The sequence below is a fragment of the Desulfothermus naphthae genome, assembly GCF_054657475.1.
The window spans coordinates 626,518-643,798 of the sequence record NZ_BAAHYQ010000001.1 but is presented as its reverse complement, the minus strand read 5'-3'; the positions used below and the strand labels follow the sequence as shown (position 1 = coordinate 643,798).

Below are 17,281 nucleotides of genomic sequence, written 5' to 3'. Positions count from 1 at the left end.
GAATTTATTCTCCTTTGTTGTTTAGTTTCTCTCTAACATAAGCCAATCTCCCACCAGACAAGATTATCTTTAACTCCCCATCACTTAAATCATTTGTTACCAAAATATTTTTTGATATATCTTTAATTGTTATCTCTATCTCCTTTCCAGCAGAGATGTCTTTTACTGGGATTAAAATCTCCTGTCCTACTTTAAATAGCTTATAATCTTGTTTGTTTTTTAAGATCAAAGGAAGTATTCCAAAATTTACCAGATTTCCCCGATGTATCCGTGCAAAGGATTTGGCGATTATACACACTATTCCAAGGTAACGGGGTGCAAGGGCAGCATGTTCTCTACTAGAGCCCTGACCGTAATTTTCCCCACCAACTATTATACCGCCACCATATTTTTTTACCCTGGGCACAAAGTCCTTATCAACCCGTGAGTAAATATATTCGCTTATTGCAGGGATATTTGACCTAAGAGATGTGACTTCTGCGCCTCCAGGTAAAATATGATCAGTTGTAATGTTGTCTCCCACAACAATTGCTACTTTTTTTTCAATCCTATCCTGCAGGGGTTCAAACTTAGATAATGGAACAATATTTGGTCCTCTATAAATTTCAATATCACTTGTATCATCAGGGGGAAAGATAAAGTGTTCCCTAATTGAGGGCATTTTATCTGGAAGATCAAAAGACACAGGATCTCCCCATTTAGCCGGGTCTAAAAATTTTCCAGATATTGCAACATGGGCCGCTGTAATTGGGCTGGTTAAATATACCTTGGCATCTAATGTCCCGCTCCTTCCTTCAAAATTTCTATTAAATGTCCTAACACTAACTCCTCCACTAATTGGAGAACCCCCCATACCTATACAGGGACCACAAGCACACTCTAAAATCCTGACTCCAGCATCAATAAAATTTTCAAAAATTCCTTCTTCAATCAATTTTTTAACAACCTGCCTTGAACCTGGAGAGAGCAGCACATCTAGGTCTTTATTTACCTGTTTTCCCTTTAAAATATTTGCTGCCATTTTTAGGTCTAGATAAGAAGAATTAGTACAAGACCCAATTGCCACTTGATCAACTTTCATGCCATCTAATTCCCTGACTGTCACCACATTGTCAGGCATGTGGGGACAGGCTGCCATAGGCTCTATTTTTGATAGGTCTATTTCTATAATCTCATCATACTCACATCCATCATCTGCTCTCAAAGGCACAAAATCATGCTCTCTGCCCATTAATTTAAAAAATCTTTTGGTTTGTTCATCACTTGGAAAGATAGATGTAGTAGCTCCAAGTTCTGCACCCATATTGGTAATTGTTGCCCTCTCAGGCACTGTCAAAGTCTTTACTCCTTCCCCAAAATACTCCATTATTGCACCAACACCACCCTTTACTGTGAGTTTTTTAAGCAAATACAAAATAACATCTTTGGCAGATGCCCATCCTTTAAGACTGTTTTTTAGGTGTACTCCTATAATCCTTGGCATAGAGAGAGTATATGGCTCACCTGCCATTGCCAGGGCAACTGAGAGTCCTCCAGCACCCATTGCCAGAGATCCAACTCCTCCAGCAGTAGGAGTATGGCTATCAGATCCAAGCAATGTCTTGCCTGGAACTGCAAAATTCTCCAGATGGAGTTGATGGCATATGCCATTTCCTGGAGGAGAAAATATAACCCCATATTTCATAGCAACGGTTCTCAAATATTTGTGGTCATCTGGGTTTCTAAAACCCACTTGAAGTGTATTGTGATCCACATAACTTACAGATAGCTCAGTCCGCACCCTAGGAACACCTGTTGCTTCAAATTGTAAATAGGCCATTGTGCCTGTTGCGTCCTGGGTTAGGGTTTGATCAATTTTTATCGCAATCTCCTTTCCATAAATCATTTCTCCATCTATAAGGTGTGAAGAAATTATTTTTTTTGCAAGATTCATCTTCATATACTACTTCTCCTCATCTAAATTTTTTACAACAATAATTTCAGAAAAAACTGGCTCCAACACCTTGAATTTATTTATCCCCACAATCCTTAGCCTTGAAACTTTATGTCCTTTGTTTTTGCAGTATGTCAACAAAAAAGAATTATCTTTTAGATGCAAATCCTCAGAGGAAAGGGAATATCTTATCCTAAGGGTAGGTTTAAATGGACATTTGATACATGAACTAAGCTCTTCTACCTCTAACAAAAGTTCTTTTATATTTTTTGTATTACCTATGATATTTCCATTTATCTTTAGACAATCATTCTTTTTATAGACCACAATTTTGTCAAATTTAAATGTATCTTCCTCTGTTATAGGCGTAGGCCACTTTTTTCTTCCGCAAGAAAAAAATAAAATCAATATGAAAAAGATACAAAATAATTTATAACTGTTTTTTTTCACCCCACTTCTCCTTCCACGTATATAATATTTCCAATGCCTTTTTTGGAGTAATGTTATCCAGATTTAACATAAAAAGCTCCTTTAATATGGGATGATCTCCATTATAAGATGAAGTTTCCTTAATTACATTTTTTTCTTTTTTTTTAATTACCTCATCTAAGAGCACGAAAGAATGTCTTCTCTTTACTTTTTTTCCCTGCACCTTCACCATCCTATTTTCCAACATCTCAAGGATCTCTTTTGCCCTGTTTATAACATTTTTTGGAAGACCTGCCAGTTTTGCAACTTCAATTCCATAGCTCTTGTCAGCAGGACCAGGCAATAATTTTCTCAAAAAAATTATGTCTCCTTTATATTCCTTTACAGCAATATTTAAATTTTTAAGGCCTTTAATCTTTCCTTCTAAATCCGTCAACTCATGGTAGTGTGTTGCAAAAAGTGTCCTTATTCCACCATACTTATTTGCTAAAGATTCCACCACTGCCCATGCAATGGAAAGTCCGTCAAAGGTGCTTGTTCCCCTTCCAATTTCATCTAAAATTACCAGACTCCTCTTGGTTGCCTGTTTTAATATACGAGCAGTTTCTAACATCTCCACCATAAAGGTAGATTGTCCAAGTGCAAGCTTATCTGAGGCGCCCACCCTTGTAAAAATCCTATCGCAAATCCCTAAATGGGCTTGTTTTGCTGGCACAAAAGATCCCATCTGAGCAAGGATACAGATTAAGGCAACTTGCCTTAAAACTGTAGACTTTCCCGCCATGTTAGGACCAGTTATCAAGAGTATCTTTGATTCATCATTTATTTCTATGTCATTTGGAATGTAATTACTGCTCCCAATAAATGATTCTACTACTGGATGTCTTCCTTCTTTTATCAGTATATTTATATCTTCACTTAACTGAGGCCTATTCCAATTATATTTTTTTGCACAAATAGCCATGGCTCCATAAAAATCCAGTTTTGCCAAAATAGAAGACATGTTCAATACTCTGTCCCTATATGCAACTACCTTATCTCTTAATTCTAAAAACAATCTATATTCCAATGATTTTCGTTTTTCCTCACTGGTCAATATCTTATCTTCAATCTCCTTTAACTCATCTGTTATGTATCTTTCGCTATTAACCAAGGTCTGTCTTCTTATAAAATAATCAGGAATAGGCCCTCTGTAACTCTTTGGCACCTCAAAATAATATCCAAATACCCGATTATAACCCAATTTTAATTTAGAAATTGATGTCTCTTCTTGTTCTTTTTTGAGCAACTCTCTTAATTTTGACTCTCCATGTTCTGCATATTCAATTAACTCGTCCAGCTCATCATTATATCCCTGTTTAAATATCCCGCCATCAGTTATAACCTGTGGTGGATTGTCTTTTATTGCATTATCTAATAGATTATACAGATCATCTAAGTTGTCCCAGTTTGAGACTATTTCTTTTAATCTATCAGGCAAAGTATCATCTATTAATACATTTAAAATACCTGGTAGTTTTTTAAGGCTGTTTTTAAGCCAAAAAAAGTCTCGTGGATTTGCCCTATTTAAAAAAATTCTATTTATAAGTCTTTCTAAATCACTAATCTCTTTAAGATTTTCAACTAAATCTTCTAATAATTTAGAATTATTAACAAAATATTCAACAACATCTAAATCAAAATTTATCTCTTTTAGATTTCTTAAGGGGTATTTAAGTCTATTTACCAAAAATCTACCACCCATAGGGGTCTTGGTCTTATCTAATAAAGAGAGCAATGTTCCTTCACCCCGCTTACCATCAAGGGTTTGAAATAGCTCTAAATTCCTTTCACTAACCTCATCTATTATTAGAAATTTATCCAGATTTACAATCTTTATTGGTTTTATGTGCGAGAGATTTTCGTTGTGGGTTTTATTTAAATAGAGGATAATGCCTCCACAGGCTTGGATTAGCTCTTTTTTTGCGTCAATTCGCGGTAAAATTAGATTATCCCCCAAAAAATGTTGCTCTATTAATTTTTTTGCCCTTTTAAAATCAAACATCATTTTTGGAAGATAGGTGATTTTTGAATTTAGATGGGAATATTCAGATGGAACTGAATAATTTTCAGGACAGATTATTTCTGCGGGGTTTACCTTACATATCCACTTCCATATCTCTTTAAGGTCCTTTGAATAAAAACCAAGCCACTCGCCTGTTGAATAATCTATCCAGGTAGCGGCCCCAATTGAGTTTGAATTATTAAAAAAAATAGATGCCAGAAAATTATTGTTTTTAGAGGTTAAAGTGGATTCTTCTACTATCACTCCAGGGGTGAGAACCTTTGTCACTGCCCTTTTTACAAGTCCTTTTGCCTGTTTAGGATCTTCTACTTGCTCGCATATTGCCACTTTATAGTTCTTCTCAAGAAGTATCTTTAAATATTCATCAACAGCATGAAAAGGCACTCCACACATGGGAACAGGGTTTTCATCATTGGGATTTCTGGAAGTTAATGCAATTTGTAATTCCCTAGATGCAATTTCAGCGTCTTCAAAAAAAAGCTCATAAAAATCCCCCATCCTGAAAAAAAGAAGGGCATCAGGATATTGTTCTTTTATGGTGAGATATTGGCTGAGCATTGGAGTTAATTTTTTCTGAGTTGTCATAGAAGTGCCTTTAAAAATAGGATCATGGGTAAATGTAGGGGTAGATGGGATTTAAGAATATCTGCCCATCTACCTATCCTGATTAGAAAGTCAAATAAAAATCATGGTGAAAAAGTTATTCTTCTTGATTCTCATCTTCCTCCTCTTCCTCAGTAGCTAATTGAGCAAGCTCTTCTTCCAACTCTCTCACCCTGGATTTTAAGGACTTAACTTGTGCACTTAGCCTTAACTTTTCCCCCAAAAGATAAAAAAATGAGACAATAGCGCCCAGGGCAAAACCCGTTAGTAGATATACGTAAAGAGGGATTGGATTAGTGGCCCATTTTATGCCAAAGATGTCAAAATTTAATGCTACTTTCTCTGTAATAAACACTGAATTTTGGATAAAAAAAACAATGCCGCATACAAAGACAATTAGAAAAAAAAGTAATTTAATAAACTTCATAATAAACTCCCTTAGTTTTAAAGTTATTAAAATTTTAGTTCATCAAAATGGGGTTTTAATTTTTTATATGTTTTATTCAAGTGCTCTGGAATTACATTTGTCTCAGAAAAAAGGGCCATAAAGGAATGATCGCCCTTCCATCTAGGCACCAGGTGAAAGTGTAGATGCTCTTCTATTCCAGCCCCTGCAGCCTCACCAATATTTAGTCCAATATTTATACCATGTGGATTAAATACCTTTTTTAATATAGTCACACATTTAGACATAACCAGCATCATCTCATTTAGCTCCTCTGGGTTCAGTTCATCTAAAGAATACACATGTCTATATGGGGTGACCATGATATGTCCAGAACTATAAGGGAATTTATTCATAATGACAAAACAAAATTTTCCTCTCCAAAGAATTAATCTCTCTTCATCTTCATCTAATATATCCTTTATGCAAAACACACATTCATCGGGTTTAGGACCTAAAATATATTCAATCCTCCAGGGCGCAAATAACCTCTTCATAAATATTAGCTCCTATTAAGATTCTCTTTTATCTTTTTTATAATGCGAATAACATCTCTTGGGTCTTTGGCAGGTATGACTCCTTTAATTTCTTTCCACCTACCAAGTGCGATTACTGGTCTATCTATTTTTTTGGCAAGGGCAATCTCAGATAATGTGCCATATCCACCAGATACAGCCACAACAATATCTCCATTTAATACTACCAAGAAATTTCTCATCTCACCAAGACCAGTTGCAATTGGATAGGTAATATATCTATTTGCCTCTTTTATATCTCTCCCTGGCAATATTCCTATGGTTGTGCCGCCGACCATGGCTGCACCCTGGGCAACTGCTTCCATTACTCCTCCACGTCCACCACACACAATTAAAAAGCCCTCTTTGGCCAAAAGTCTGCCCAGGGCCATTGCTTCGTTATATATTGTTGGGCAACACTGACCAGCACCAATTACAGATATTCGCATAAACTATTAATCCTTATGTTTATGGTTGTCTCAATAATTTTTCAATAAATAGTTGAGTCACCTGATGATTGTTCATACTAAGAATTATCTAAAAATGCAACCTTTCTCAAGGCAAAAACAGGCATCTGTTATCTTATTTATCCTCATCTTGTCAAACTTGAGATTATCCAAAACAAAGAATGATTGTTGTTTTTTAATTTGTGTTAAACCACATCATGGGATTTAAGATTTTTTTGCCTTTTCTGATCTCAAAATAGAGTCCATATGTCCTTACAAAGGGAGAAAAACCTACCTCACCAATTGGCCTTGAACCTTCTACCACTTGACCCATTTTAACAAAGACCTTTGAAAGAAATGCATAAAGGGTATAATAACCTTCTCCATGATATATAATAACCACATTTCCAAAACCCCGAAGTTTGTCCTGAAACACTACTTTACCTGAAAAACATGCCTTTACTGTTGACCCTTTAGCAGCATAGATAATAACACCTTTTTTTATTTTTTTTATTTTTTGACCTTTAACTGGATAGGGAAGTAATCCTTTACTATTTTTGAACTTTTTTGTTTTCAATAACCTTAGATTGTATTTTAGCTTTTCAACAGTCTCTATTATTTCTTCTATTTGTTTTTCTTTTTTAATAGACAGGGCCCGCACATTTTGAAGTTTTGAAAACAACACCATTTTTTCTTTTAATAGCTCATCTTTTTGCTCCTCAATTTTTTTAGTTTGTAATTTTATTTTTATTTTAAGTGTTTCTAATTTTTTTTGTTGATTCTCTAACTCTTTTTGCTTTTTTCTTATTTCTTTTAATTTATTGTTGTAATCCTGGTAAATATATTCTAACCATATATATTTTAGATGTATGTCTTTAAAATCCTGTGGAGTTGATAAATAGAATTTGCGTAAGTATGTCTCCCACATCATATTTAAAATTTTATATAAATATTCTGATTTAGATTTAATATCTTTTTGGAGGGATCTAATCTCTTTTTTTAGCTCACTCTCTTTTTTTTGTAAATTAATAAGCTTTTTATTATTCTTTTTTAGAGATGCAGTAATCCTATCTATATTTTTTTCTATATGTAGTATTTCATTATAAATTTTCTTTTCTTTTTGTTTTAATTTTTTTAATTCTTTTTGCCTTTTAGTAAGCTCGGACTTTTTTTGTATTAATTGTTTTTTGTAAGAATCATTAAATCCTTGGGATACATGAGGTAAGACTAAGAAAATAAGAAATATAACAGATAGGTAAATCTTTTTTGTCATATTTAATTAATGTCAGATAAGGGGCAGGTATTACAATCTGCTTTTTTCTTTTTACACCATTTTTTTCCTACTCTAACTATTAATGCATGAAATTCTTTGTATATATGGATATCTTTTGGTAAATTGTGCATGCAAAATTCTTGCAAGTCCTCGTATGATATCTGTTCTTCTATCAAATTATGTCTATTAAATATCCTATGGGTATAAGCATCAACTACAAATATTTCTTTTTCAAACCCATATAAAAGCATTGAATCTGCTGTTTCTGGACCTATGCCTTTAACACTTAATAGTTTATTTCTCAAATCATAAAGTGAATACTCCTTTAATTTTTCTATTTCAAAATTTACTTCTTGTTTTAAGAACAAGAGAAAATTTTTCACTCTATTTGTTTTGATTCTAAAATAACCAGCAGGTCTAATAAGTTCTGCTAATTTCTCATCATCTAATAAAAATAGCCTTTCAGGACTCAGCAAATTATTGGCCTTTAGGTTAGATATTGCTTTTTCTACATTATTCCAATTTGTATTTTGTGTTAAAATAGCCCCTATACATATTTCAAAAATCGTATCACCTGGCCACCAATAACTTGGTCCAAGTGTGTTGTACAAAACACTAAACATCTTATTAAGGATTATTTTTCTCCCTTCATCCATTCTTCTATTTCCCTTTAAATATTATTGATGACCATTCTCCTTCCTGTAAAATCTCCAGAACACTAAAATTGGTCTCATAAGAATGTATGACTCTATTTTCTTGTTCATTTAAAATTCCAGAAATTATAATAATTCCTTCTTTATTTAAAAGGGATACAAAATCATTTTTTAGATCAAGGATAGGCTCCAGTAAAATATTTGCCATTATCAATCTAAACTTTTTTTCTTTTTTTAAACAATTAGTCGTGCCAATAAAAAAACAGGAGAAATCTAATCCATTTAACTCAATATTTTTTTTGAAATTTTTAATGATAACCTTATCTATATCCAGGGCAATACCTTTAAGACCAAGCAGGGTAGCAGCTATTGTTAAAATGCCTGTCCCTGTTCCAACATCAAGAAAGGTATCTTTTGTTTTTACAAGACCCTTTTTATGGATTTTTAACAAAGAGATCAGGCATAGTTTTGTGGTTGGATGGTGACCAGTGCCAAATGCCATTTCAGGATATATGTAGATTGGAATTTGGCCTGGATGCAGGCTAATCTTTCCTTTGTCCCATGAGGGAATTATTTTAAATTTTCCTACCTCAATTGGCTGGAAATATTTTTTCCATTCCTTTGACCAGTCTAGGTCAAAATATTTTATGATCTCTATTTGGAGGCCTTTGAATTTTTTCTTTATTTTTTTTGAAAAATCCTTAGCTCCATCTAAAGAATCAAAATATATTTTTATTAAATTTTTCTCTTCTTCCCACCCCCAAGAGATGTTTTCAGCTAAAAATAATTCCAAATCTGCTATTAATTTGGGATCAATTTTTATGTTAAGCACAAAATATACTTTTTTCATAGTTTACTTAAAATATCATCAAGGGTATTGGAAAAAGCTTTGATTTCATCCTGCTCTATTATTAAAGGGGGTAGCAACCGCAAGGTTGAGCCTTGGGTCAAATTCACGATAAATCCTTTATCTATAATTGTATCAAAGACCTTTTTTGCATCCACCTCAGGCGTTAGTTCAATCCCAAGCATAAGTCCAATACCCCTAACTTCTTTTATTAATGTGGGATATTTGTCTTGTAATCTTTTGAATTCAGATAAGGCAAATTCGCCTATTTTTTTTGCCCTGTCTATTAAATTGTCCCTAAAGATAATTTCAAGGACTTTTAAGGCAGCCATACACACAACTGGTCCTCCACCAAAGGTAGTTGCGTGGGTTCCAGGCACAAATGCTTTTGCAACTTTCTCTGTAGCCATCATTGCACCTATGGGAAGCCCATTTGCCAGGGCCTTGGCACAGGAAATTATATGGGGTTTTACATTATAGTGTTCAAACCCCCACATCTTTCCTGTCCTGCCAATCCCGGTTTGGATTTCATCTATTATAAATAAAAGGTTTTTTAGCTTACACAACTCTTCTATACCTTTGACAAAATCCCTTTTAAGGGGTCTGATGCCGCCCTCACCCTGGATGACCTCAATCATGATTGCAGCAGTCTTATTATTAATTTTTTTTTCAATATCTTTTAAATCATTTGGCTTTGCATGGACAAATCCAGGGACAAGGGGCTCAAAACCTTCCTTAATTTTTTCCTGTCCTGTAGCACTCATAGTTGCAAAGGTGCGACCATGAAAAGACCCTTCAAGGGTTATTATCTCAAATTTATCTTGATTTTTTATTTTTTTAAAATATCTGCGGGCAAGTTTTATACATGCTTCATTTGCTTCTGCGCCTGAATTACAAAAAAACACCTTGGACATGTGAGGTGTTGTATTAATTAACTTTTCTGCCAATTCTATTTGTTCTTTTGTATAAAAGAGGTTACTAACGTGCACCAGTCTTTTGGCCTGCTCTGAAATTGCCTTTGCAATTTCCATATTTGCATGTCCAAGATTACATACTGCAATTCCAGCCAAAAGGTCAGTATATTCTTTTCCATTAAAATCATATAATTTTGTGCCATCTCCCATTTTTATCTCAATGGGATATCTTGCATAGGTATTAAATAAAAATTTATTTTCCCGCTCTTTAAGAATTGAGTGTTCCATGGATAAAACTCCTGTTTGATGATTTGGCCTTGATTTGAATAAAATTAAAAGAGGAGGTCAAGACCAAATTGTCTTGCCTCCCTCTAACAAGAAATTTTTGCAAAAATGTATATTTAAGAAAATATATTAGAGCTTCTGGGATATTTTCCCACACTCATATCAATTATAAGCGTTGGTTATAATCCTTCTTCTATACCTCGGGTCTTGGAAGGAGATTTGCCATTTCAGCTATTTCAGGAACTCTGTGTTCCCATTCAATGGCCATTAGGTGTACTCCTGCAATTCCCTTCATCTCTTTAAATTCTTCTATCATCTCAACAGCAATCTTAATCCCTTCCTTTGACTGCTCTTTTTTAGGAACTCCTTTTAGTCTTTTGATTATCTCGTCTGGGACATCCATGCCAGGGACCTTTGTCTGCATGTACTTGGCCATACCAACGCTCTTCATTGGAGTTATTCCAGCAAGGATATAGACCTTTTCTGTAAGTCCCATATCATTTGCCTGTTTTACCCATTCTCTCATTCTCTTCATATTATAGATACACTGGGTCTGAATAAACTGGGCACCAGCTTCAATTTTTTTTGCAAGTCTATGAATTCTCCACTCTAAGGGCTCAGCAAAGGGATTTGCTGCAGCACCTATAAACATTTCTTTGGGTGCACCATCTAAGTCTGCGCCAGATAAGAATTTTTCCTCATCCCTCATTTTTTTTACTGTACCTATTAGTTGGATAGAATCAATGTCAAATACCCCCTTTGCAAAGGGATGATCACCAAACTGTTGATGATCTCCAGAAAGACACAAAATATTCCTTATACCATGTGCATAAGCACCAAGTATGTCTGCCTGCATTGCAAGTCTGTTCCTATCCCGGCAAACCATCTGGTATACAGGCTCAAGACCTTCTTGTAATACCAAAAGTGATGTAGCCCAACTGGACAACCTAACAACTGCTGTCTGGTTGTCAGTTATATTGACTGCATCGACCACCCCTTTTAGATATGAAGCCTTTTTTTTGACCGCTTCTACATTAACTCCCCTTGGAGGGCCAAGTTCTCCAGTAAAGGCAAAATGACCTTTTTCTAAAATTTTTTTCAACTTGCTCATGGCCTTACCCACTTTTTTAGGTTTAAAGGTTTAAAATATACATTGACGGAACAAAGAATGGTACCACTCCCTTGTGTTTATTTTTAAAAGAAAATTTGTTGCTTAGTTTTGCTACTTTTAAATGTTTGAATCCCATTGGATCATAGTTAATAAGATTTGATTTTTCTTGTTTATTTAAAATTTCTATTGTTAATTTTTTAGACATATCTAACATATCTGTGACATAATCCCATGAGCTATGGAGCTTTTTTTCAATCATACCCCCATTTATTTCTTTAGAGGTAGATCTAAAAAGATTTAGAGATATACCTTTTTTAAATAGCACCTTCTTTATCTTAAAAGTTGTCTTTTTATTTTTTATTGTCTTTCTGAGCAATAGATCTACATCTTTAAAATCTCGTTTCAGAAGGTCTTTTAAAATAATAAGCTCCCTATTCAAAGACCTATCTATTAAACCTTCAATTAAAACATGAAAGATTTTTCCCCGATTTAATTTAAATAATTGTAACATATTTGGGACAAAATAATTATGTGCTATTACATCAGATGCCAGATGAGATAAATACCCTAAAGAATATGATTTAACACGCATGTCATTTGATTTTAGGAGACTAAATCCTGTATTCCAATTGTGTGTTGGGGCCTTTGATATTTTTTTCCCCTTTCCAATTAATACATCAGGACTTATACAACCATATAAAAAATAATAAGGATACTTTAAAATAACATCTGTCACCTGGGATATGAGTAAATTCAAATTATCAAATACATAGAGACCAATAGATATATGTGACGCTGGTCCCCATGCAAATGCATTTATTGGGAAAAATATTACAATAATGAGAATAAATAAAAGCAATTTATTTTTTGACATGACATTCACCACAGGCAAGGGGACCTTTTTCCCTTTTTTTATGACAGGTAATACACTGTTTGTGGTATGCCTCCATTAGGGGTGTCATATCCGCTGTACTCTTTTTTACTTTGTGGCAGTCAGAACAACTTTGACCCACGCTCATTGCCCCCTCAACCACTTTTCCATTTTCATATACATGATGACAAATAGAACAGTCATATAGTTCAGCCTTTTCATTGTGTTTGTCGTGAACAAATACAGCAGGGGGTCTTTGATAGGTCTTAAAGGCTGGAGATTTTATAAACTTCATGTCTTCCTGTGCAAAACATAATAAACTATAAATCCAAAAAAGACCAAAGAAAAAAATCAATTTTAAGGATATTTTTTGTTTCATATAAGTGCCCCTTTGTTGTTCAACTAGGTTTACCAGAAACTAAAATTTTAATAAAAATATCAGTAAACCCCTTCATTCAAATCAAAAGCCGTCAGCTTATCTAACAAAAAAAAACAAAACATACAAGTTAAAAAATATTTTATTTTTATGGATATCAGTTTCGCAAACATTTTATCTACATACATCAAGCATCTTTGAGATAGCAATTTTTGCCAGCTCCTTAGTCTCACTATTAACTTCTACCTGTTTATAGGTGTCTAAGTTTTCTAATAATGACAAAAGATTGGATTCATTTATCATCTCCATATATTTGCAGGAAGATGTAAACAGTGGAAATATTTGCTTATCTTTATGTTGTTCTTTTAAGCGGTTCACCATATGTATTTCAGTCCCAATAATTATCTTGGTTCCTTGTGGCTGAGATTGGACATATTTTATAATTTTTGAAGTCGACCCCCATGCATCAGCTTCATTTACTACTTCTGGGATGCACTCTGGGTGGACAATAATTTTTGCATCTGGCTTATGTTTTTTACAATCATGAATATGCTCTTTTCTAAAGTTTAGATGCACATCGCAATGTCCTGGCCACACATACAATTTGTATTTTTTGTTGGAAATATCCCCATCTAAATAAGATATCTCCTCATCATCAATTCCCAAGGCCTTTGCAGTATTGAGTGCCAGATTTCTGTCTGGTAGAAAAAGTACTCCGTCGCTATTTTCCATTGCCCACTTTAACATAGTTACTGAATTTGCCGAGGTACAGACACTTCCTCCAAATTTTCCACAAATAGCCTTAACTTTTGCTGAAGTATTTACATATGCAATTGGTATGATCTTTCTATTTTTATTTAATTCAGTTAAAGTAATCTCAATTAATTTTGCAGGAGCAAGGTCTGCAAGGGTGCATCCAGCATTTTTTACAGGAATAAAAACCCGTTGAGACTCATTGGCCAAAATAGCAGTGGACTCGGCCATAAAATAAACCCCACACATGATTATGTATTTTGCCTCAAGTGAAGGTACTTTTCTTGCCAATTCTAAAGAATCTCCAATAAAATTTGCATGCTTTACAATATCATCCCTTTGATAGTGATGGGCTAAAATGCAGAGTTCATCTTTTAATTTATCTTTTATCATTTGGATTTTATCTGAAAGTTTCATACACTTTTCTCCTTGTTTTTATATTTTGCTGAATGCTTTTATTTTTTTATTATTTCATATTGTTAACAATCAATCAAACTTTGAACATTGAACTTAGAACCTTATTTTTATTCCAGATGTTAAACAACCAACCCCCTTGACAGAGAAAGATTTAAAAGCAATTCTCTTTGGCACAAAATATTTAAAAAATCAAGCCAAGGTTATTGCTCAAAGGTGGTAGGGTGGCATGCAAGGAGATAAAAATTCTGTTGGATTAGTTAAAAAGCAATTTTTTACTTTTGCAGAACCACCCAATGAGTTTGTCTTTGAAAGTGGCCAGAAATTAGGACCTATTACCCTTGCCTATGAAACCTATGGGACTTTAAATAGGGACAAGACCAATTGCATACTTGTGTTGCACGCGTTAACAGGTGATTCTCATGCTGCAGGGTATTACATAGAAAATAGCCAGAGACCTGGATGGTGGGAAAATATGATTGGCCCATCAAAGGCCATTGATACAAATAAATTTTTTGTGGTGTGTTCCAATGTAATTGGTGGTTGTATGGGCTCAACAGGCCCTAATTCAATCGATCCAAAGACAAATAGGCCATATGGACTGAGGTTTCCTTTAGTAACTATAGGAGATATGGTCAGGGCGCAAAAAAGACTTATTGAGCACCTGAAAATAGAGAAACTCCTTGCAGTAATTGGCGGTTCAATGGGGGGCATGCAGGCCCTTGAGTGGAGTGTGAGATATCCTGAAATGGTCAATGGAGCGATTTTGATTGCCACTACTTCACGACATTCAGCAATGGCCATAGCCTTTAATGAAGTGGCCAGACAGGCAATTATGAACGATCCTAATTGGAATAATGGTGATTATTATAATGGAATTCCTCCTGTGCACGGACAGGCAGTTGCCAGAATGATAGGACATGTTACTTATTTATCAGAGGCAGCACTGAAAAAGAAATTTAATAGAAATATTCAAAAAGGACTTAATTCAACCACTATATTTGAAACCAATTTTCAGATATCCAATTATCTTAAATATCAAGGAGAAAAATTTGTAAATAGATTTGATGCAAATTCATTTTTATATCTAACCCGTGCAACAGATTATTTTAATCTTGCAGAATCACATGGAAATGGGTCCCTTGTCCTTGCCCTTTCAAAGGCAAAGGCAAAATTTCTAGTTGTTTCCTTTAGTTCTGACTGGCTATATCCCACTTATCAGTCAAAAGAAATGGTAAAGGCCATGAAGAAAAATGGACTCGAAGTAAACTTTTGTGAAATCCAGATAGACTATGGACACGATTCATTTTTAGTTCCCAATCCAAAATTATCCAGTTTGGTAAAGGCATTTTTAGAAAATCTCTTTTCTGAAATTTAACTTAAAAATGGATAGTCAAAAATGAGATTTGACTTAAAAACTATAGCCACATGGGTTAAGCCAGGAAGTAGAGTGCTGGATTTAGGATGTGATACTGGTGTATTACTGGAATATTTGATACATAAAAAAAATGTCAAGGGCACTGGGATAGAGAAAGACGAAGAAAAAGTGACAATTGGGATTTTAAAAGGTGTCAATGTGATCCAGGGTGATATAAATGAGGAAATATTAGATTATGGTGATCAAACCTTTGATTATGTGATCTTATCTAGAACCTTACAACAGGTGACTCGTCCAGCCTGGCTCATATCACAGATGCTCCGAGTAGGAAGAAAGGGAATTGTGAGTTTTCCAAATTATAGTTATTACAAAAACAGGATCTTTTTCTTTTTAAAAGGTCGTGCCCCAATTTCCAGAGAGCTTCCTTATGAGTGGTTTGACACTCCAAATATCAGGAGGATTGGTATTACAGACTTTAAGAGGTTTTGTAGAATATTTGGTTTCAAGATTGAGAGAGAAATACACATCAGTACATACCATCAGGAAGAAGAAGGAAAGGTAGTTAAATTTTTTCCCAACTTATTTGCAACTTATGGGATATTCATGTTGTCTAAACTTAAAACACAAAGGCAAAACCTCCAATTTCAAGTAAAGGCAACAGCAGGATTTTCACCTTGACCCTGCTTGGTTAATCCCTTAAAAATTTTATTACCTTTTATAACAATGAAGTAGGGGAGAGTTCTATTTTGACTAATTACTTAAGAAAAAAGGAGAATGAAACATGGAAAAAAAAGAAAAGTGCCCCAGATACAAACTAAACTTAGAGTCATGCAACTGCACTTACTCCTCCTGCCCAAGACGTGGAATTTGCTGCGAATGTATTAGATATCATAGAGAAAGAGGAGAACTTCCTGCCTGTTATTTTACAGAAGAGGAGGAAAAGACCTATAATAGAAGTATTGAGTTTTATTTCCAGAGAAGGTTTAAGAAATAATGAACCCTTCATCTTTTTATGAATGTTTGCTAAAATGTGTAAGCAATGTATTTGATGGGTATACAAGTGTTCTCTATTTAAAGGATGATAGTTCTCATTATAAAATGGTTTCCTATTTTAGCCTGGGAGACAAGGTAGATAAGACATCAGTGGTAGAGGAAGGAAGGGGTATCCTGGGCTGGATTTTAAAAAATAAAAAGGCCCTGGTTATTAATGATTTTTCCAGGGAAAAAAGAAGGCTCTGTTATTATTTGAATGGAGAGGACAAGACAATAAAGTCCTTTATGAGTACTCCCCTGGCAAATAAAAGAGGAGTTCTTTGTGTTGATAGCAAAAAGACATACACATTTTCTCCAAAGGATCAAAAAATACTTGGTCAATTTGCTGAATTGGTTTCTGTTTTTTTGGAACAACGGGATAGATTTATTAATTATTCAGAAACAGAAAAATTTTATAATTGTCTAAAACTTATCTCCAGTTTAAAACAAAAATATCCCAAATGGGATGAATATTTAGATAATTTGTTAAAGATATTGTGTTTATATACAGGATTTTTATATTGTATTTTTGCAACAAGAGATGAGAGGGGAGAAGGGTATTATCTGGAAAAGATGAATAATATTATAACTGGCTTAGAAGGATATCAAGGGAGGAAATTCCGTATAAATGGCGGGCTTATTGGCTGGGTTTTTAAAAATCACAAAGCAATTATTTTAAGCGACGATCTAAACCAGCGGCCAGTTGGTGCCCTTGTGGGTAGTCCTCTTAAAGGGGAAAAATTCAATACAATAGTATGTTTGCCCATAATAGTTAATTTAAAGACTAGAGGGGTGCTGATTTTTTTAGATCGGGAAAAAAGGGTCATTACACAATCTTTGTCTGAATTTTTTCAGCTCCTAATTGATCATTTGTCTCTTTTTCTGGAAAATCTCTATCTCAAAAATAAATTGAGGGGACGAAAAAAGGGTAGGTAGTT

At 34.3% G+C, this 17,281-nt stretch carries 18 protein-coding genes; 4 read left to right on the top strand and 14 right to left on the bottom strand.

All coding sequences use genetic code 11. The features are described from left to right. Positions 1-4 precede the first annotated feature (4 nt). The 14 genes from ACYQ1E_RS03070 to nadA form a co-directional block, all read right to left on the bottom strand. On the bottom strand, positions 5-1,939 hold the full coding sequence (locus ACYQ1E_RS03070) for an aconitate hydratase (protein ID WP_459875225.1): 1,935 nt from the start codon (positions 1,937-1,939) through the stop codon (positions 5-7). 3 nt (positions 1,940-1,942) lie between these two features. Further along, the gene (locus ACYQ1E_RS03065; RefSeq protein ID WP_459875223.1) at positions 1,943-2,383 is read right to left on the bottom strand and encodes a hypothetical protein; all 441 of its coding nucleotides are present in this window, start codon (positions 2,381-2,383) and stop codon (positions 1,943-1,945) included. Further along, positions 2,364-5,012 (bottom strand): DNA mismatch repair protein MutS, encoded by a 2,649-nt coding sequence (gene mutS / locus ACYQ1E_RS03060; RefSeq protein WP_459875221.1) that lies wholly within the window; start codon positions 5,010-5,012, stop codon positions 2,364-2,366. Before mutS ends, ACYQ1E_RS03065 begins: the two co-directional genes overlap by 20 nt. Before the next feature lie 115 nt (positions 5,013-5,127). Then, positions 5,128-5,457 (bottom strand): LapA family protein, encoded by a 330-nt coding sequence (locus ACYQ1E_RS03055; protein ID WP_459875220.1) that lies wholly within the window; start codon positions 5,455-5,457, stop codon positions 5,128-5,130. Between the two features lie 26 nt (positions 5,458-5,483). Next, positions 5,484-5,972, bottom strand: a complete 489-nt coding sequence (locus ACYQ1E_RS03050; protein WP_459875218.1) for an HIT family protein — start codon at positions 5,970-5,972, stop codon at positions 5,484-5,486. Positions 5,973-5,977: 5 nt separating this feature from the next. After that, complete coding sequence (locus ACYQ1E_RS03045) at positions 5,978-6,439, bottom strand: TIGR00725 family protein (protein WP_459875216.1); 462 nt, start codon at positions 6,437-6,439, stop codon at positions 5,978-5,980. 193 nt (positions 6,440-6,632) lie between these two features. Next, positions 6,633-7,709, bottom strand: coding sequence for a murein hydrolase activator EnvC family protein (locus ACYQ1E_RS03040; RefSeq protein ID WP_459875215.1), 1,077 nt, complete (start codon positions 7,707-7,709; stop codon positions 6,633-6,635). A 2-nt stretch (positions 7,710-7,711) separates the two neighbouring features. Next, positions 7,712-8,365 (bottom strand): endonuclease III domain-containing protein, encoded by a 654-nt coding sequence (locus ACYQ1E_RS03035; RefSeq protein ID WP_459875213.1) that lies wholly within the window; start codon positions 8,363-8,365, stop codon positions 7,712-7,714. A gap of 4 nt (positions 8,366-8,369) precedes the next feature. Continuing rightward, a complete protein-coding gene (locus ACYQ1E_RS03030; RefSeq protein WP_459875211.1) occupies positions 8,370-9,212 on the bottom strand; it encodes a 50S ribosomal protein L11 methyltransferase in 843 nt (280 codons plus the stop codon). Continuing rightward, positions 9,209-10,411: an aspartate aminotransferase family protein gene (locus ACYQ1E_RS03025; protein ID WP_459875210.1), complete on the bottom strand. Its 1,203-nt coding sequence runs from the start codon at positions 10,409-10,411 to the stop codon at positions 9,209-9,211. The genes ACYQ1E_RS03030 and ACYQ1E_RS03025 overlap by 4 nt, the downstream gene beginning before the upstream one ends. Positions 10,412-10,601: 190 nt before the next feature. Further along, positions 10,602-11,519: a methylenetetrahydrofolate reductase gene (locus ACYQ1E_RS03020; protein WP_459875208.1), complete on the bottom strand. Its 918-nt coding sequence runs from the start codon at positions 11,517-11,519 to the stop codon at positions 10,602-10,604. Positions 11,520-11,541: 22 nt separating this feature from the next. After that, positions 11,542-12,393 (bottom strand): zinc dependent phospholipase C family protein, encoded by an 852-nt coding sequence (locus ACYQ1E_RS03015; RefSeq protein ID WP_459875206.1) that lies wholly within the window; start codon positions 12,391-12,393, stop codon positions 11,542-11,544. Beyond that, positions 12,380-12,769: an acidic tetraheme cytochrome c3 TmcA gene (gene tmcA / locus ACYQ1E_RS03010; RefSeq protein WP_459875205.1), complete on the bottom strand. Its 390-nt coding sequence runs from the start codon at positions 12,767-12,769 to the stop codon at positions 12,380-12,382. Before tmcA ends, ACYQ1E_RS03015 begins: the two co-directional genes overlap by 14 nt. Before the next feature lie 171 nt (positions 12,770-12,940). After that, positions 12,941-13,936 (bottom strand): quinolinate synthase NadA, encoded by a 996-nt coding sequence (gene nadA, locus ACYQ1E_RS03005; RefSeq protein ID WP_459875204.1) that lies wholly within the window; start codon positions 13,934-13,936, stop codon positions 12,941-12,943. A gap of 226 nt (positions 13,937-14,162) precedes the next feature. Here nadA and metX point away from each other — a divergent pair, with 226 nt between their 5' ends. From metX to ACYQ1E_RS02985, 4 genes are all read left to right on the top strand, one after another. After that, the gene (metX, locus tag ACYQ1E_RS03000) at positions 14,163-15,311 is read left to right on the top strand and encodes a homoserine O-acetyltransferase MetX (RefSeq protein ID WP_459875203.1); all 1,149 of its coding nucleotides are present in this window, start codon (positions 14,163-14,165) and stop codon (positions 15,309-15,311) included. Between the two features lie 21 nt (positions 15,312-15,332). Then, entirely contained in the window at positions 15,333-15,989 is a 657-nt protein-coding gene (gene metW, locus ACYQ1E_RS02995; protein WP_459875202.1) for a methionine biosynthesis protein MetW, read from the top strand. A gap of 103 nt (positions 15,990-16,092) precedes the next feature. Next, positions 16,093-16,305: a DUF6485 family protein gene (locus ACYQ1E_RS02990; RefSeq protein ID WP_459875201.1), complete on the top strand. Its 213-nt coding sequence runs from the start codon at positions 16,093-16,095 to the stop codon at positions 16,303-16,305. Next, positions 16,305-17,279 (top strand): GAF domain-containing protein, encoded by a 975-nt coding sequence (locus ACYQ1E_RS02985; protein ID WP_459875200.1) that lies wholly within the window; start codon positions 16,305-16,307, stop codon positions 17,277-17,279. The genes ACYQ1E_RS02990 and ACYQ1E_RS02985 overlap by 1 nt, the downstream gene beginning before the upstream one ends. Positions 17,280-17,281: the final 2 nt, after the last annotated feature.

Bases quoted from the DNA above. Each gene is read 5' to 3' on its own strand.
- ACYQ1E_RS03070 (WP_459875225.1), bottom strand. From the start codon at position 1,939: ATGAAGATGAATCTTGCAAAAAAAATAATTTCTTCACACCTTATAGAT.
- mutS (WP_459875221.1), bottom strand. From the start codon at position 5,012: ATGACAACTCAGAAAAAATTAACTCCAATGCTCAGCCAATATCTCACC.
- ACYQ1E_RS03055 (WP_459875220.1), bottom strand. From the start codon at position 5,457: ATGAAGTTTATTAAATTACTTTTTTTTCTAATTGTCTTTGTATGCGGC.
- ACYQ1E_RS03050 (WP_459875218.1), bottom strand. From the start codon at position 5,972: ATGAAGAGGTTATTTGCGCCCTGGAGGATTGAATATATTTTAGGTCCT.
- ACYQ1E_RS03045 (WP_459875216.1), bottom strand. From the start codon at position 6,439: ATGCGAATATCTGTAATTGGTGCTGGTCAGTGTTGCCCAACAATATAT.
- ACYQ1E_RS03040 (WP_459875215.1), bottom strand. From the start codon at position 7,709: ATGACAAAAAAGATTTACCTATCTGTTATATTTCTTATTTTCTTAGTC.
- ACYQ1E_RS03035 (WP_459875213.1), bottom strand. From the start codon at position 8,365: ATGGATGAAGGGAGAAAAATAATCCTTAATAAGATGTTTAGTGTTTTG.
- ACYQ1E_RS03030 (WP_459875211.1), bottom strand. From the start codon at position 9,212: ATGAAAAAAGTATATTTTGTGCTTAACATAAAAATTGATCCCAAATTA.
- ACYQ1E_RS03025 (WP_459875210.1), bottom strand. From the start codon at position 10,411: ATGGAACACTCAATTCTTAAAGAGCGGGAAAATAAATTTTTATTTAAT.
- ACYQ1E_RS03020 (WP_459875208.1), bottom strand. From the start codon at position 11,519: ATGAGCAAGTTGAAAAAAATTTTAGAAAAAGGTCATTTTGCCTTTACT.
- ACYQ1E_RS03015 (WP_459875206.1), bottom strand. From the start codon at position 12,393: ATGTCAAAAAATAAATTGCTTTTATTTATTCTCATTATTGTAATATTT.
- tmcA (WP_459875205.1), bottom strand. From the start codon at position 12,769: ATGAAACAAAAAATATCCTTAAAATTGATTTTTTTCTTTGGTCTTTTT.
- nadA (WP_459875204.1), bottom strand. From the start codon at position 13,936: ATGAAACTTTCAGATAAAATCCAAATGATAAAAGATAAATTAAAAGAT.
- metX (WP_459875203.1), top strand. From the start codon at position 14,163: ATGCAAGGAGATAAAAATTCTGTTGGATTAGTTAAAAAGCAATTTTTT.
- metW (WP_459875202.1), top strand. From the start codon at position 15,333: ATGAGATTTGACTTAAAAACTATAGCCACATGGGTTAAGCCAGGAAGT.
- ACYQ1E_RS02990 (WP_459875201.1), top strand. From the start codon at position 16,093: ATGGAAAAAAAAGAAAAGTGCCCCAGATACAAACTAAACTTAGAGTCA.
- ACYQ1E_RS02985 (WP_459875200.1), top strand. From the start codon at position 16,305: ATGAACCCTTCATCTTTTTATGAATGTTTGCTAAAATGTGTAAGCAAT.